This is a genomic window from Bdellovibrio svalbardensis (assembly GCF_029531655.1).
GTDB classification, from domain to species: domain Bacteria; phylum Bdellovibrionota; class Bdellovibrionia; order Bdellovibrionales; family Bdellovibrionaceae; genus Bdellovibrio; species Bdellovibrio svalbardensis.
This window is the reverse complement of record NZ_JANRMI010000006.1, coordinates 43,037-57,503: the sequence shown is the minus strand read 5'-3', so window position 1 is coordinate 57,503 and position 14,467 is coordinate 43,037. Positions and strand designations below refer to the sequence as shown.

General features: G+C 46.4%; 13 protein-coding genes. 9 read left to right on the top strand and 4 right to left on the bottom strand.

Annotated elements, in window-relative coordinates; genetic code table 11:
* The first annotated feature begins 49 nt into the window (after window positions 1-49).
* Window positions 50-907, top strand: a complete 858-nt coding sequence (locus tag NWE73_RS17175) for an alpha/beta fold hydrolase (RefSeq protein ID WP_328517233.1) — start codon at window positions 50-52, stop codon at window positions 905-907.
* Here NWE73_RS17175 and NWE73_RS17170 read toward each other — a convergent pair.
* Window positions 904-1,539 carry a phosphatase PAP2-related protein gene (locus NWE73_RS17170; protein WP_277579593.1) on the bottom strand — a complete coding sequence of 212 codons (636 nt, stop codon included), beginning with the start codon at window positions 1,537-1,539 and terminating at the stop codon, window positions 904-906. The genes NWE73_RS17175 and NWE73_RS17170 overlap by 4 nt on opposite strands.
* A gap of 225 nt (window positions 1,540-1,764) precedes the next feature.
* On the opposite strand from NWE73_RS17170, the gene NWE73_RS17165 reads away from it, so the two are divergent.
* The 5 genes from NWE73_RS17165 (at window position 1,765) to NWE73_RS17145 (ending at window position 8,211) form a co-directional block, all read left to right on the top strand.
* Window positions 1,765-5,763 (top strand): alkaline phosphatase family protein, encoded by a 3,999-nt coding sequence (locus tag NWE73_RS17165; protein ID WP_277579592.1) that lies wholly within the window; start codon window positions 1,765-1,767, stop codon window positions 5,761-5,763.
* A 129-nt stretch (window positions 5,764-5,892) separates the two neighbouring features.
* Window positions 5,893-6,381, top strand: a complete 489-nt coding sequence (locus NWE73_RS17160; RefSeq protein ID WP_277579591.1) for a hypothetical protein — start codon at window positions 5,893-5,895, stop codon at window positions 6,379-6,381.
* Window positions 6,382-6,390: 9 nt separating this feature from the next.
* Window positions 6,391-6,564 (top strand): hypothetical protein, encoded by a 174-nt coding sequence (locus NWE73_RS17155; protein ID WP_277579590.1) that lies wholly within the window; start codon window positions 6,391-6,393, stop codon window positions 6,562-6,564.
* Window positions 6,565-6,660: 96 nt separating this feature from the next.
* Entirely contained in the window at window positions 6,661-7,194 is a 534-nt protein-coding gene (locus NWE73_RS17150; RefSeq protein WP_277579589.1) for a Dps family protein, read from the top strand.
* A gap of 183 nt (window positions 7,195-7,377) precedes the next feature.
* A complete protein-coding gene (locus NWE73_RS17145; protein WP_277579588.1) occupies window positions 7,378-8,211 on the top strand; it encodes a DUF6279 family lipoprotein in 834 nt (277 codons plus the stop codon).
* A 10-nt stretch (window positions 8,212-8,221) separates the two neighbouring features.
* On the opposite strand, the gene NWE73_RS17140 is transcribed toward NWE73_RS17145, so the two are convergent.
* Complete coding sequence (locus NWE73_RS17140; protein WP_277579587.1) at window positions 8,222-9,910, bottom strand: c-type cytochrome; 1,689 nt, start codon at window positions 9,908-9,910, stop codon at window positions 8,222-8,224.
* A gap of 209 nt (window positions 9,911-10,119) precedes the next feature.
* Here NWE73_RS17140 and NWE73_RS17135 point away from each other — a divergent pair, with 209 nt between their 5' ends.
* Together NWE73_RS17135 and NWE73_RS17130 are read left to right on the top strand one after the other, a co-directional pair.
* Window positions 10,120-10,413: a CsbD family protein gene (locus tag NWE73_RS17135; RefSeq protein ID WP_277579586.1), complete on the top strand. Its 294-nt coding sequence runs from the start codon at window positions 10,120-10,122 to the stop codon at window positions 10,411-10,413.
* A 769-nt stretch (window positions 10,414-11,182) separates the two neighbouring features.
* Window positions 11,183-11,956 (top strand): VOC family protein, encoded by a 774-nt coding sequence (locus NWE73_RS17130; protein ID WP_277579585.1) that lies wholly within the window; start codon window positions 11,183-11,185, stop codon window positions 11,954-11,956.
* Window positions 11,957-12,118: 162 nt separating this feature from the next.
* On the opposite strand, the gene mtgA is transcribed toward NWE73_RS17130, so the two are convergent.
* A complete protein-coding gene (mtgA, locus tag NWE73_RS17125) occupies window positions 12,119-12,874 on the bottom strand; it encodes a monofunctional biosynthetic peptidoglycan transglycosylase (RefSeq protein ID WP_277579584.1) in 756 nt (251 codons plus the stop codon).
* 79 nt (window positions 12,875-12,953) lie between these two features.
* A complete protein-coding gene (locus NWE73_RS17120) occupies window positions 12,954-13,199 on the bottom strand; it encodes a hypothetical protein (RefSeq protein WP_277579583.1) in 246 nt (81 codons plus the stop codon).
* A gap of 184 nt (window positions 13,200-13,383) precedes the next feature.
* On the opposite strand from NWE73_RS17120, the gene NWE73_RS17115 reads away from it, so the two are divergent.
* Window positions 13,384-14,448: an NADH:flavin oxidoreductase/NADH oxidase gene (locus NWE73_RS17115; RefSeq protein ID WP_277579582.1), complete on the top strand. Its 1,065-nt coding sequence runs from the start codon at window positions 13,384-13,386 to the stop codon at window positions 14,446-14,448.
* Window positions 14,449-14,467: the final 19 nt, after the last annotated feature.

The following is a 14,467-nucleotide window of genomic DNA, read 5'->3' as shown; positions in this document are numbered from 1 at the left end:
TGGTATTTCGCATTTCAGAGGACCAATAAGGACCGCATAGCAACCGAAAGTGTTAAAAAAAACGACAAAAAAAGAAGGATTGCCAAGCCGGCGTCCATTCATTATTTTTACCTTTGTCCTCTCATCACCTTCGGCTAGTAAAGGGTCATTACCGGTGGCTAATCTTGTTCCTAAACAATGGGTCCTCGTCAGAGGAATAATGAGCGAAGCTTTTCACTGGTGGGATTTTCTTCCCCAGTTGCAAGCCCGTTTCCCGCAGGATCAATTCCACACGGCAGATATTCTTGGCAATGGCCGCCATCATCAGCACAGCACGCCCTTGAACTTGAAAAAAAATATCCATGCTCTACGCGAACAAGTTCCCGCTGAAGGTAAGAAAATTCTTTTGGGATTTTCTTTGGGGGGGATGCTTTCATTAGAGTGGGCTCATCACCATCCTGATGAAGTCGAAGCGGTGATTCTGATTAATTGCAGTTTGAATAACTCCCCAGTTTACAAACGCATTACTCCCTACTCGCTGAAGCAGATCTTTCACTCTTCGTTGCAGAAAGATATTTCAAGACGAGAAGAGATGATTATCCGTATGACCACGTCCGGAATTCCCCAAGAGCGTATTGAACAAGTCGCTTCTCATTGGGGCCCTCGCGGAGTTGAATATCCGGTGAAGCCCATTAATTTTTTATGGCAGCTTTTTTTGGCGGCACAAGTCCCACAGCGCCCCACGCCGCCAGCACCTGTGTTGGTTCTATCTTCGGGCAAAGATAAGGTCGTCCATCCTGAATGTTCGCAAAAAATTGCGGAGGTGTGGAATCTTCCTCTGGTCCGTCATCCTGAGGCAGGCCATGATTTGACCCTGGAAGATCCACAATGGGTCTTGGAGCAAGTCGAAAGATTTGTTCGTCGTTAAATTGTCGCGATCCATGCATCGACAGTCGGCGCAAAGCGCGACACGATATCGTGCACCCAAAGAGCTGAGATTGCTCCTGCAAAAACATCCATGGTCCAATGGGCTCTGAGTAAAATCACAGTCGCCACTTCAAATATCACAACTGCGATCGCCAACGCCAGAAACAGGCCACCGCCCAGTTGCGCAATTTCCAAAGCCCCCAAAACCGCCAAAGCCGTGTGGCCAGAGAAAAACAAATCATTGGAAACGCCATAGGTCACAAACAAAGAAGGCACTCCTGGATTTCTCCAAATCATCCCCTCCGGCGTCGGCAACACCGTAATAGCCTGATTGATTTGTCGAAGTGTGAACAACACCAAAAGGGCTAATAACGGTCTGACACTTGTTCCTAGCAACGTCTGCACGATCAAAAAGATACCAACAGCATCAATAACCAAAGAACTTGAAATCAACAAAGCATCAGCCACTCGTGGAGACTGATTTAGATACAAGCTCCACTTTTCCGTGAACACATGAACCAGATCTCCGATGCGATCTTTGAAAGTCATCTGACGCTGCCCTAGAAGTCTTTGCGTTACTAGCCATAATCCAATAGCCGCCACTGTCATCCCTAGTTTGATCGCAATTGTCATATGAACTCCATGTATGGCTCAAAATATAACACGGCCCCAGGAATGGCAAGGGCCGCGAAAATCTAGACAGCCACGCCTAATAAACGTCACTCATCTCGAAGTGAAACAATTGCCATGCCATCCACCTCCGTCATCTCTTTTATAAAACAATTGGCGCAAGTCCCTTTGGCATCCCCCTTGCCTCTATTCAGGTTGAGACAAGTTTTAAATCTCGTGGAGGTTTACATGAAACGTTCATTTAATTACAGTCGTTTGCTAGCTGCCGGTATGATCGCAAGCTCCCTGACTCTAGGAGCCGTTCAACCTGCAAAGGCTTTCAATCTTCCTTGGAAGAATGCCCAAGCTGCAGCCCCTGCACAGCAAGTGCAAACAATTGTATTGGCCGTGGATGGTTTCAGTTACTTCGCCTTCCAACAAGCGCAACGACAAGGCCTCTTTAAAGAGTTCACCAGTGCTGGCGCCCACGTCGCCCCGTTCCCTTCTATGACGGACTTGTCTTGGTCAACGATCACAAATACAGCAGACCTTTTCGGAGCTGCCGGTCGTATTAAATCCGTAGAGGCCACTTATTTCGATGAATCCAGCCAATCTGTCCAAGGTGACCCTCGCGACTACTATCGCCGCCTGGCTTTCCCTAAATACTACATGGGTGCCTTCGATGCTTTCTTCAATCCCTATGTTGAGGCTTTGATGTACTTCCCAACTGAGGAAGTACCAAAGCTTGAAGTAAAAACTGTGGTTGATGATTTGATCGCCGCAAAACCAAAAAAATTCCTCACAGGCTATGTTGGCGCGGTAGACTCCACGGCGCATACTCAATTGAACCGCCTTTATCCTGTCTTGAAAACTCTTGATGCGGAAGTAAAACGCCTGATCCAAAGCTACAAAGAAAAAGGACAAGACGTTGAAGTTGTCCTGGTTTCAGACCACGGTAATATCGGCCGCTTCCAAGAAGGTGGCAAAGAGCAAGAATTGAATGGTGTCGAAGTCGCAGACGTTGTTAAGCGTGCCGGCATGAACTTCGTGCAACAGCTTAAAGACAACAAAGACGTGGCTATGCCATTGTTAGCTTTGGGCTCTTGGGCTCCGGTTTACTTAAAAGATCGCAAAAACATGAAGCCTCTTATTGAGGAATTCCGCAAGGAAGCTTGGTTCGATATGGCGGTTTCTGTGAACAGAAACAACACATCAGAAACTTTGATGACCGTCATCACCGGCCAAGGTGAAGCAAAAATTCAATACAATAAAGCAAAAGGCTTGTACTACTATTTCCCAACGCAAGGAAATCCCCTTCATTTGCCAACAGCAGCTCAATCAACTCAAGCAGCGCCAAAGGCATTGAACGCAACAGAAGCCTTTAAAGCGTCAGAGGGAACACCTTACCCAGATGCTCTCTTCCGCATTGTTGAGTCTGCTTCAGAAAGAAACTTCGACTTCCCGGACTTCATCTTGACTATTAAAGATGGAAATTTCATCAAAAACTCTTTGGGCGCATTCGCAAAAATGTACCGCACTCACGGTTCTTTGACGGCGGCTTCATCTTACGGTTTGATTGCTTCCAACAAACGTAAAGTCCCTGGCCAAGTTCGTTCCAAAGACATCCTCCCATTCATCGGTGTTGAGGCGAAAGAGCTTTTTGCAGAATCAGTAGGCAAACATAAAGCCACTGGAAAAGACGCCTTGGCGCAAGTGTTGGCTAACTACAAGCAAGGCATCCAAACAGATGCTAAAGACTTGAGCCAAAAACGCATCTTCCGTCATATCTCTAAATTCGTAGCTGACACTCGTCCTTACTTCCTGGTTTCTGAAATGAAGAGCTTCATGGATGCCTTCAAGTTCGATCCGTTCAACGATCCAACTGGCAAAAGTCTTTCACCAATGAGCTTCGACGTTTCAAAATTCGACGTCCAAACGATGATTTCCCCGGAAGATATCGGTTCGGTGACGGATGCGGTTTTGACTTCAGGTTCTGTAGAAAAATTGATGAATGATCCGCGCGTAAACAAAGTGAAAGAAAAAGTAGGCTTGTTGCAGGATCAAAAAACTGCCAACCTCGATATGCAACATGTGGATTTGAATGGTGGCGGCATCATGGACCAAATCAAAAACTACGTGCTTCCTGCAAAACGCGCGGTTATGAAAATGTATCAAATGCCTTACTTGCTTGAGAACTCCATCGTCATCCAGGAAAAACCATTCCTTCCTGAGACTCGCGACCTTCAATTCGCGAAGCAATGGGTGAGCAATAAGGAAAAAGCCGTTCAGTCATTCTCGGCATTGACCAAGACAAACTCAAAGGCGCAACCATCAAATGTGCAAACACTTTTGAAAGAAGCAATCAAAGAGGCAGATCTTGAGGGCCGCATCTACCCAACGCCGCTCACTAAGATCTACAATCAAAAATTGGAAGATGTGACAATTGTTTACGTCCCAGGAATTTACAACGCCATCTTCGACAAAGAGATCTTCAGCCTTGGTTTGAGTGCCTTAAGTGACGAGATGGGTCTTCGTGTGATCCAACCTCCTGTTGAGAGCACCTGCGGCTCCGAAGTGAATGCAGACATTATCTTGGATTATTTGAGCAAAGATTTCAAAGATCGCACTCAACGTGGCCATGCAGCTCCTCGTTACTTGTTCGTGAGCTACTCAAAAGGTGCCGTGGATACTCTTCACGCCTTCTTGAAACGCCCAAGCTTTATCTCAACATACGTCAAAGGGATGATTGCGGTGGCAGCTCCTCTTCATGGCTCTAGCATCTTGAATACGACAGATGTGCCGTTCGCACTTGTGTCAGCTTTGACTGAAACTTCAGGCCCTGAGATCTGCAAAGAGAAAACAGCAGCTAAATCCATCACACCAACGGCGATGGACGCTTTCTGGAGAAAAAATGAAAGAGCTTTGACGGGTTTGACTCGTTACTTCTCTGTGACTTTTGAAAGTTCTCCGGAAGATTCTCATATCTTTATGAAAGCGACGAAGTTAATCGGTCAATTCGATGAGGACAATGACGGTGTTGTGACGGTCTCTTCTTCGAAGTTCCCGGCGAAATTGAAAGCCGTTGATATGGGGACGATCCATGCCGATCACTTGGCGGGAATCCTGTCTTCACGCTTCAATCAAAAAGCCTTTATGAAAGGCCTTATCAGCAGTGTGTCTGAATTGAATATCAATGACGACAAAAACAACTTGAACTGGAATACGCAAGTCATCTTGGGTGCGGCGAACACTCACTACATCAAAGACAGACAGTACTTCCGTTTGAAGTCGCCAGGCATTGTTGAACAAATCGGATTGGAACAAGACCATCTGGTTGAGTTCGTACCTTACAGCAATACTTGGGAATTGAATCGCCAAGTACTTCCTAAGATCAACGATCCTGCTGACAGCTATGATGTAAAAACAAAACTTCCGCAATCGGGACTTCGTTATGATCCTTACAATGTGATCGACGTCTCTAAGCTGGGTGACACGATGGCGGGCACAAAAGTGACTCCGGCAACTCGTCAAAACATGCCAGAAGGGATCCGCATCGATTACGCTCATAAGAACATGGTGCACTTCCGCATGGATCACCAGTTCAACTATGAATCCCGTTCTCCAGGTGGTTTGGACGACAACAAAGATTTCGGTTATATCACTGCAGACTTTAACGGTGAAAAAGACTGGGCTTTGATGAAAAGTGCGAATAATTCAATTCGTATGACGACATTGGCTTACCGCTTCTCTCCGCTCGAGTTCTCGAAAATGTCTTTGAAGTTGGCTGTCACTAAAGACGTGGTCGGCGCAGATCCGGTCAAAGGAAAAACTGGTAAAGACGATTCGGCTTTCCAAGTTTGGTTTACGATTCGCGATGGCCGCGCCAATGGTGACAGAACGACAGTCGATGCAAAAAATGACAAAGTCTTCTTGTTCGGCTACTACTTCGGTGGATCAGTTCCAGGCGAAGTCCGCAATGCGGGTGATATCTTTGAAAACTGGTACTCTAATAAGAACGTGGTCGTTGCGACTTTGCCAGAAGCGAAACAATTGTTGCTTAACAGCCAGGACCAACTTGGCAAAGCACAACTGTACCAACGCAATTTGGCGCAAGACTTAAAACGTGCTTTCCCAAACAAGAATGTGGCTGATTTCGATATCGTTGCTATTACGATTCAACATGACTCGAACGATACGTCTTCATCTTCTGAAGCATACTTCAAGGCTTTGGATTTCACAGCGGAATAGATATTTAAAAAAATACTGATTTTAAAAGGACTGTTGGAAACAACGGTCCTTTTTTTATGCTGGAAAACAGATTCTTAAGCCTTTCTACTGCAGGACACCCTCCTATAATAATGCCATGAGGAGGAGTTTATGATCTTGTCAAAGATCCTCATTCTAAGAAGTCCCGAAGGTGAAAGAGAATTTTCACCCGCAGTTCCGCCGTTTACACAAAAGAAAATGGGCGAAGCCAGCGAAAATCGTGTCGATGAAAACGAAATTTTGATCGACAAAGATCAAACGGGGCATACGACCATCAAAGATACAGTGAAACGCTTCAATATGACGGACACCTCCTTGGATACTCTCGAAGACCTCCCACCAGATTTTATGCGCGGCGAAGTCGACGTCAAAGAACAAATGGATATGGCTGCCAGTGCGATGGACAGTTCCCTTCGTGGCTTACAAAGTCAGTCTGAAGAAGACTCTCCGCGAGGAGAATTAGGAGCTTCATTCCGCGACACTCCAGGAGGAATCGAAGAGGTCGCCGCCAAAACCGATGAGTTTTTGGCGAGTCACAATTTGCATCAAGGACGGCTCAGTAAAAAACGCAAAGCAAGAAAACGACTGAAAGGATTTTAGGAGGTCACTATGGCAACCGTTGGGAAAAAAGGCGACAATCACAGAGATGGCGCTGTTCGCAATCGCAGTCAGGTCTTCAACTCTCACACCGAGCGGTGGGTTGAGCGTGATTCTCGTACCGGGCAATTTATAAATGTTAAAGCCGACGACAAACCCTTCAAAGGCGTGCGCAAAGAAAAATAATGTAACATTTTGTTTTAAAGCAGGGCCCCTGTGTCCCTGCTTTAAAACAACATTCATTCGTGCGCGAAGTGAGTATCATGACTGATGGAGGTTTCTATGGATCGACAACAGCAACAACAGAATGCTCGCAATGCTCGTATGGCTCCCCTACGCACTCCCACTGACTTGGGAGAAAAAGCCACAAAAGATATTTCCGCTGCGTTGAACTTAGTCTTGGCGGACGTCTACTCAATATATCTGAAAACAAAAAACTTCCACTGGCATATGAGTGGAACGCATTTCAGGGATCTGCACCTTCTGCTGGACGAACAAGCGGAGCAGATCTTCGCCATGACCGATGCTTTGGCAGAACGAGTCCGCAAGGTTGGTGGAACCACCTTGCGCTCTATTGGTCATATCGCCCGCTTACAAAGAATTCCAGATAATGACGCGGAGTTTGTGACACCTCAAGATATGCTGTCAGAGCTTTGCGATGACAACAGGACTTTAACGGCGGCTCTAAGAACCGCTCACGAGGTATGTCAAGAGCATCGCGATATTGCCAGTGCCGCACTGATTGAAGTTTGGATAGATGAAAGTGAAAAGCGATCCTGGTTCCTTTATGAGGCCACGCGCCAGTTTCATAGCTAGCTCAAAATAAATATGATCTCTGGTCAGCTCTTCATCGACTTTCGACTTGAAGAGCTGATCTCCCTTTGGAACCGGACATCTGCTTCACGCAATGTCTGCTATCCTAAGGCCTGAGATTTTTAATTCGAGTCCACCATCATTGAGTGCTGACATCTTAGAAGAACTCGCAACAAGGAAGTTGAAATGAACAGAGTCCTTTTGTGCTTGTGTCTGAGTTTCGTATTCTTAACAGGCTGCAGCCGTCTCGACATCGCCTTCCGCTGGGCCGACACCTATATTGCCTCCAAGGTTGATGACTACTTCGATATCTCTTCAAAACAAAGTAAAGAACTCAAGAATGACATCAACAAGGATCTGCAGGCCATCCGCACTGAAGTCCTGCCCACCTGGATTGAGCGCCTTAAGGGTATTCAAAAAGAAGTCAACGACGGCCCCCTCAGTGAAGACCGAGTGTCTTTCTATTTTGCCCTGTTCCTGAAAGACATCGAGCAGATCAATTCCAAGTTTTCAGACACTGCCGTCGATTTCATTGCGACCACCAACCCAGAGCAAATCACCTATTTCACCAAGGCCTTCCACAAAAAAAATATGGAAGATCTTGAGAAATTCCAAGATAAGGCCAAGTTTAAGTCTGAATACCGCGACAAATATATCGACTGGTTCGAAATGTTCATAGGCTCACTTAACAAAGAACAAAAAAATATGCTCGAGGAAAGCCTGAACACTTCGCCCTTCCCCGCGGATCTCAAAGTAAAGAATAAGGAATTCGTTTTCCAAAAGTTCCTACGGGAAACAAGCTCAACGGAGCAAATGAAGGCTTTCGTGAAAAACTACTACAGCAATCCCGAATCCTATGATCTTCCGGAATATCGCGAAGCCTTGGCCAAATATCAAAAAGACATGCAGAAATTAGTGGCGCAGGTTTTAAGTACTCTCACCCCAGAGCAAAAATCTTCTCTGAAAGAAAATCTCTCAGAGAAAATCGCGCAACTGCATAGAATAGCGACTCGCAGCTAGCAGCTTGGTTCTACAGAGTTTGCAAATATTGAATTAAGTCCTTCTTGTCTTGAACCGACAGGATCTCACGCCCCTGCTCCAGAAAGATCCCCTCGTCGTGGCCCGCATTGCTCATCCCGCGGCGAGTGGTGACATAAAGAAAGTCATCCTCTTTCCAAGCTGCAGGTGTCTTGGGACCCAGAGGATATCCATTGCATTCAAAATCAAAATCTTTTTCTTTATCTCGCGCCTCGCCGGCATAATAAACCTGTGGACGCTGTTTCGCAGGCGTCAACACGGCACAAAGACTTGGAATGGAGTTGTTGTGCATATAAGGCCATCGAGCCCAAATACCCACCAACGGTGGCGGCACATAACCAGGCTGTGCTTGGATAACGATTCCATTTTTTCTGGAAATCGACAGATTATTGAGCTGCTCTAGTGACTTCATCCCCAGACGGCGATAGGGATCGGTGCCGACCTCCTCAACAGGAGTGTCTCTGCGCGGAATCACCTTTGTGGTGCGAAGCTGCATCTCTTTCGGCCAAGTCTCTGAACCTGGAAGACTCCATGCCTTTTCATAAACTCCGTGACATTGAGCACAGGTGTTATTGAAAATCTGTTCGCCAATTTTAGCACGCCCCACATCAATGCGCTCTGCCGGAAAGAAATCCGTGATGCGTGGAGCTTCCGCTGAAAATACAGCTGCGGTCAGTTCATCAACAACTTGCTGGTTCTGACTAAGCCAATTTTCCAAAACGCGCAGATCTGCACCTCGGCCCACTTCATTCCAGATAATATTTGTGAAAATAGGATTTCCCGAAATCACGCTGCCATCTGAAAGCCAGCGGTTTTTATATTTCAGATTCCACCAGACCGCAGGCTTTGAGTCCGCAGGATAGTCATCCAAGAAAGGATCTTTACGAGGATTGCGTTCGAGAGCTGGTGAAGGAGTTGCATAGGCGTCTTGTTGACGGCGATTCAATGAAAGAGCGACCTGAGCCAATGAGGTATCAAGTCCCACCATGATTGGATTCTTTACTTCCACTCGTCCTAGGTTTCGAACGGCTTCATCCATCAAAGCCGCTTCACTTTGCGAAGCTCCCGTCCAGTGCTGGAAGAACCAAGAGTTATAATAACCCGTGATCTTTTTTGCTTTCACAAAAAATTCATTCGCTCGCGGAAATCGATTGGTAAGACCCAATACGGTTTTTCCAAACAGCTCTGAGGAGTGGCAAGCCGCGCAGGAGAACGTGAAACCCTGGGCCCCACCCCGTTCAATAACTCCAAATCCCATGCGATAATCAGGGCGACTTCCTTCAGGATAAGGAACCGCATAAACACCTGCATCAGTGGCCTTGGGATACTTGTGCAAACCCAGGCGACTGAGGAAGCCATCAAAACTTGTAAAGCCTGTGATATTACGAATAACTTTATTAAGAAGCTCTTTCAGCGGATTCCACGAACGATCTTCAATAAAATTTCGCACCGGTTGCAAGGGCGGCAAAACGCCAGTCACGGTCACCGGATAAATCTGCGCGTGAATCAATCCCGCGTCACGGTACTGCTCAAGCTGACCCTGATCGAGATTCAAAATATTGGCGCGACCCTGTTCGGGAATCCGTGCGGAAGGGCTCCAATCAACAATGTCCGCAGTCGCGGAGACTGAAGAACCAAGAACAAATAAAATGACTGAAATCGTTTTAAATCCACTAGACATGAGCAAACGCTACTCAGAAATATGTCAGGTAGCAAATCTAATGCGTCCAAAGACAATCCGTGTCTAACAGTTGTAACCAGCCATTACTCCCCAAATGTTTCATGTCGACAAGAAATGTTGATGGAGGTCCGCGCTTTTTAACAAGTTCACGCATTGCTATTTCAAATTTTCGAAAACGGGTGTGCAATTGAGTTAACAAGGAGGATCTTATGAACAAGGATACCGTAGGCGGTGACTGGAAGATTCTCAAAGGCAAAATTAAAACAGCCTGGGGAAAACTCACCGACGATGAAATTGATTCCCTTAAAGGTGATATGACTAAACTTGAAGGCCAAATTCAAAAGGCTTATGGATTGTCAAAAGAGGAAGCGACCAAAAAATTTAATGAATTTAAAAATAAATTGAGCGCCAGCGATACTTCTAGCGAGGAGAAAATTAACAAAACTAGTTATGCTAGCGATGTGAATCAACCCAAACCTAGAAAACCTGATGCTCAACATTGAGATAGTTATTTGATGAAGTTAAAGGCGATTGAATGTAATTACGAAAGTAAAAACCCGAGATGCCAATAAACAGTCAAAAAATTATCTCCGAATCGGCCCTAAAAACGCCTGATTCAAATTGGGAGTGCCCATACGTGGACACTCCCAGTCTTTTTTTCTTCGCTCGTGTGGGGAACGGGTCATTGCGGGGATTTGCCGTGTAAGGAAATCCTTGCTGGTGCTTCGGTCGGCACGCCATCCGGGCTCAATCGCCGCCGAGCTTCGCTCGGTTCGCGCCATCGTGGCGCCGGCGAAGGCCTCTCTACGACCATCAAGGATTTCCTTACACGGCAAATTTCGTAATGAGCCGCCCCTCGTTCAAAGAAAGAAAATGACCTAAGGATTGGGCGCAAAAAAATACGCCGCGATTTAGGCTGCCTAATCCGACGCCTTCCCTTCCAATTTTTTCCACCCCAGCCCTAGAAAACTCAAAAAGCCCCCTTCAACGCAAATTTGGTGAATAACTAAATCTTTGCTGGTCGCAGAGAGGCCTTCGCCGGCGCAGGATGCGCGAACCGGGCGCAGCCCGGCGGCGACGAGGCAGGATGCCGTGCCGAACGAAGCACCGGCAAAGATTTAGTTATTCACCAAATCCCCGCATTAAAGAGGGACTCCACCGAGTACTTTAGGCTCTCCGCGGCGCATTAGTTGGCAAGCAAGGAGGAATTATGGGAGCTGTTGAGTTGACCTGTGGGAGTTTGGTTTCTAATATCGGTTCATTCTTGGAGGAATGATGACTAAGAAGCCATTTATGAATTTCACCATCGATCATACGACGATGTTGTTTCACCCAAAACTTTACATTCTGACTTATGCGGTTTTCCGTATTATTTTTGGTACGACTCCTGATGATCTTCTTTATGAAAAAAAGCGTAAAGGCAAAAACGGTGAAAAAGACGTTTCTATGACTTACGCTACGAAGGTGGGATCTTGGGAACCGAAAGAGAAAGATCCACTTCCGACGATCTTTGCGATCGTTCAACCTTCTGAGCCAGCTAATGAGCCTTCTCATGTTCGTCAAATGCTTGATGGCCATGAGAACGTGGCGCATGTTCAGCATTTGGCATTGCGCACTCCAGACTTGATTGGCTTCTATGAGCACTGCCTTGAGCGCGGTGTTCAGTTCGTGACTCCGATTTTGAAAGACGATCACGAGAATTTGATTCAAGTTTTCTCTGGTGAGTGGTTCTTGCCGGGTGGAAAACCATCTGGTTTCTTCTTTGAATTCTTGCAACGTGACCCAAGCGATGACGAATTGGCGCACATTCAAAAAGCCAATAAGCAAACTTGGTTCCGCGATGAAACATTCTTGGGTCTTTATGCTGAAAAAGAGCGTGAGTACCAATCAGGAAATGTTCGTTCATTCCTTTCAACTGAATTGTTTAATGCGATCATTGAAAGAATTGGTGACAAACAAGTTTATGAAATCACTGAAGCTGACTTGGCTGATGTTGAAAAAATCATGATTGATGTCACTGCGAAAGCAAAAGCCAAAAAGGCTTAATCTGATTACACAGTTCTCTAAAACTAAAAAAGGCTTCATCCCAACGGATTGAAGCCTTTTTTATTTAGCCCATCTGCATATCTTAAGTGTCCCCAACTAAGTAAGTCCGCATTTTTACTCTTTCTTTAACGCATCTGCGACACCAAAAGTGTGTCCGTACCTTTACTCTTCGTCGTCGTTGTCGAATTTAAGGTCGAAGAAATCCAGCAAAGAAGCCTTGTCGTCTTTGGTTGCCATTGCCGGCAGCGGTGGACTGACCCGGTAGAGAATACGGTATTGGCGCTTTACGACGTAACTTGAAGGACGATCAATTCTGAATTTACGTGGGTTCGGCAGAACTGCGGCAATTAATGAGGCTTGAGCCGCAGTGATGTTTTTAGCACTTCTCTTAAAGTATCTCTGCGATGCCGCTTCGACTCCGTAAACGCCGGGGCCCATTTCGATGACGTTGAGATAGACCTCCATGATGCGCTCTTTAGGCCAGATGAACTCAATCAGGACGGTAAAATAGGCTTCCATCCCCTTGCGGATCCAATCTCGATTCGGCCACAGGAAAACATTCTTCGCCGTTTGCTGCGAAATCGTACTCGCCCCTTTTATTTTTTTATGGGTCTTGTTGTACTTCATGGCTTTTTCAATGGCTTCATAGTCAAAACCATTGTGCTCAAAGAAACGTGCATCTTCGGCCTTCAAAACAGCCTTTTGCATTGAGGGTGCAATCTCAGCCAAAGGCACCCAGTCTTTATGAATCCCCACCAGTTCGGGCCCCCACAAGGACTGCACGGAGCGAAGGACCATTAAGGGAGTCACCATCACCGGGGCAAAACGATAAAACAGAACGGATCCGACACTGCCTAAAAAGAAGACAAAGAAGGCGGTAAAAATAAAGCGGCCAAGCCGGATCCAAGGGTTTTTCATGGGATAACTAGTATCTAGATAAAAAAAGCCCCAAAGTAAAAGTAACTTTGGGGCTTTCGAATAAAATTCAGAGATATGACTAGTGAGCTGCTTCGCTAGGAGCTGAAGCTGGTACAGATGGCGCAATTGGCGCTTCTGATGCTGCCGCTACAGGTGTTGAATCTGCTGATTTTTTAGCTTTCTTTTTAGACTTTTTATGGCCTTGAGAGTGAGAAGCCTTTTTACCATGCTTTTTAGATTTCGCTTCAGCTGCGAAAGGCATAGTCAAAGTTGCTACCAAGGCTGCAACTGCCATCAAAGATAGAACATTCTTAGAAAATTTCATTTTTTCTCCTCCAGTGAGATAAAAATTGAGATACAAATTTTGATATTCAAATTTGTTAAGAACCGACATGGTAGCACAAGCTTGGCACCTAGCAAGGTCCTAAAATTTTTCGGCAACGCGGCCAAGCTTTACCTTTAGCCTGTTAGCCAAGTGGATTATAAATAGAAAAAACAAAGAGGTCCTCATGAACGCCCAGCTCTTCTCTCCTCTCAAACTTCGCGACATCACCTTTAAAAATCGCATCGCCGTTTCACCCATGTGCATGTATTCAGCAGAAAATGGCGTGCCGAACTCCTGGCATATGGTTCATTTGGGCAGCCGTGCCGTCGGTGGTGCGGGCCTGATCGTGGTTGAAGCAACGGGAGTTTCCCCTGAAGGGCGCATCAGCCCTGGCTGCCTCGGACTTTGGAACGATCAACAGATGGAAGCCTTCAAACCCATCGTATCTTTCATGAAAGAACAAGGCTCAGTTGCGGGGATCCAACTGGCTCATGCCGGAAGAAAGGCCTCTCATTCGGTCTCGTGGAAAGGCAGCCGCGCACTTTCTGCTCAAGAAGGAGGCTGGCAGGTTCAAGCTCCCAGTGCGATCCCCTATTCCGAGCAAAGCCTCCTACCCAAAGAAATGAACAGCGACGATATTCTGCAACTGATCGAAGACTTCTGCGCCTCCACTCAACGGGCACTCAACGCCGGTTTTCAAGTGATCGAACTGCATATGGCCCACGGATATTTGATGCATGAATTCTTGTCGCCCCTTTCCAATCATCGTCAGGATGAATACGGAGGGTCCTTGGAAAATCGCATGCGCCTGCCTTTAAAACTCGTCGAGGAAGTTCGTAAAATCCTCCCGATGGAGTTGCCTCTGCTTGTTCGCATTTCCGCAACCGATTGGGCGGAGGGAGGCTGGGATCTTCCGCAAAGCATTGAGTTCGCCAAAGAACTCAAAAAACGCGGAGTTGATCTGGTGGATTGTTCCTCCGGTGGCAATGTTCCCCACCAAAAAATTGCTGTCGGCCCTCACTATCAAGTGCCTTTTGCTGAGGCCATTAAACAATCTGCCGGAATTCCGACCGGTGCGGTGGGTTTAATTACCGACCCTCTTTCCGCAGAAGAAATTCTTAAGTCTGGAAAGGCTGACCTCATCTTTTTGGCCCGAGAACTTCTACGCGACCCTTACTGGCCTTTACACGCGGCAAAAAAATTGGGCGTGGATATCGCCTGGCCGCTCCAATATGAGAGAGCTAAATAGCAATTTTAAGCTGTTTTCG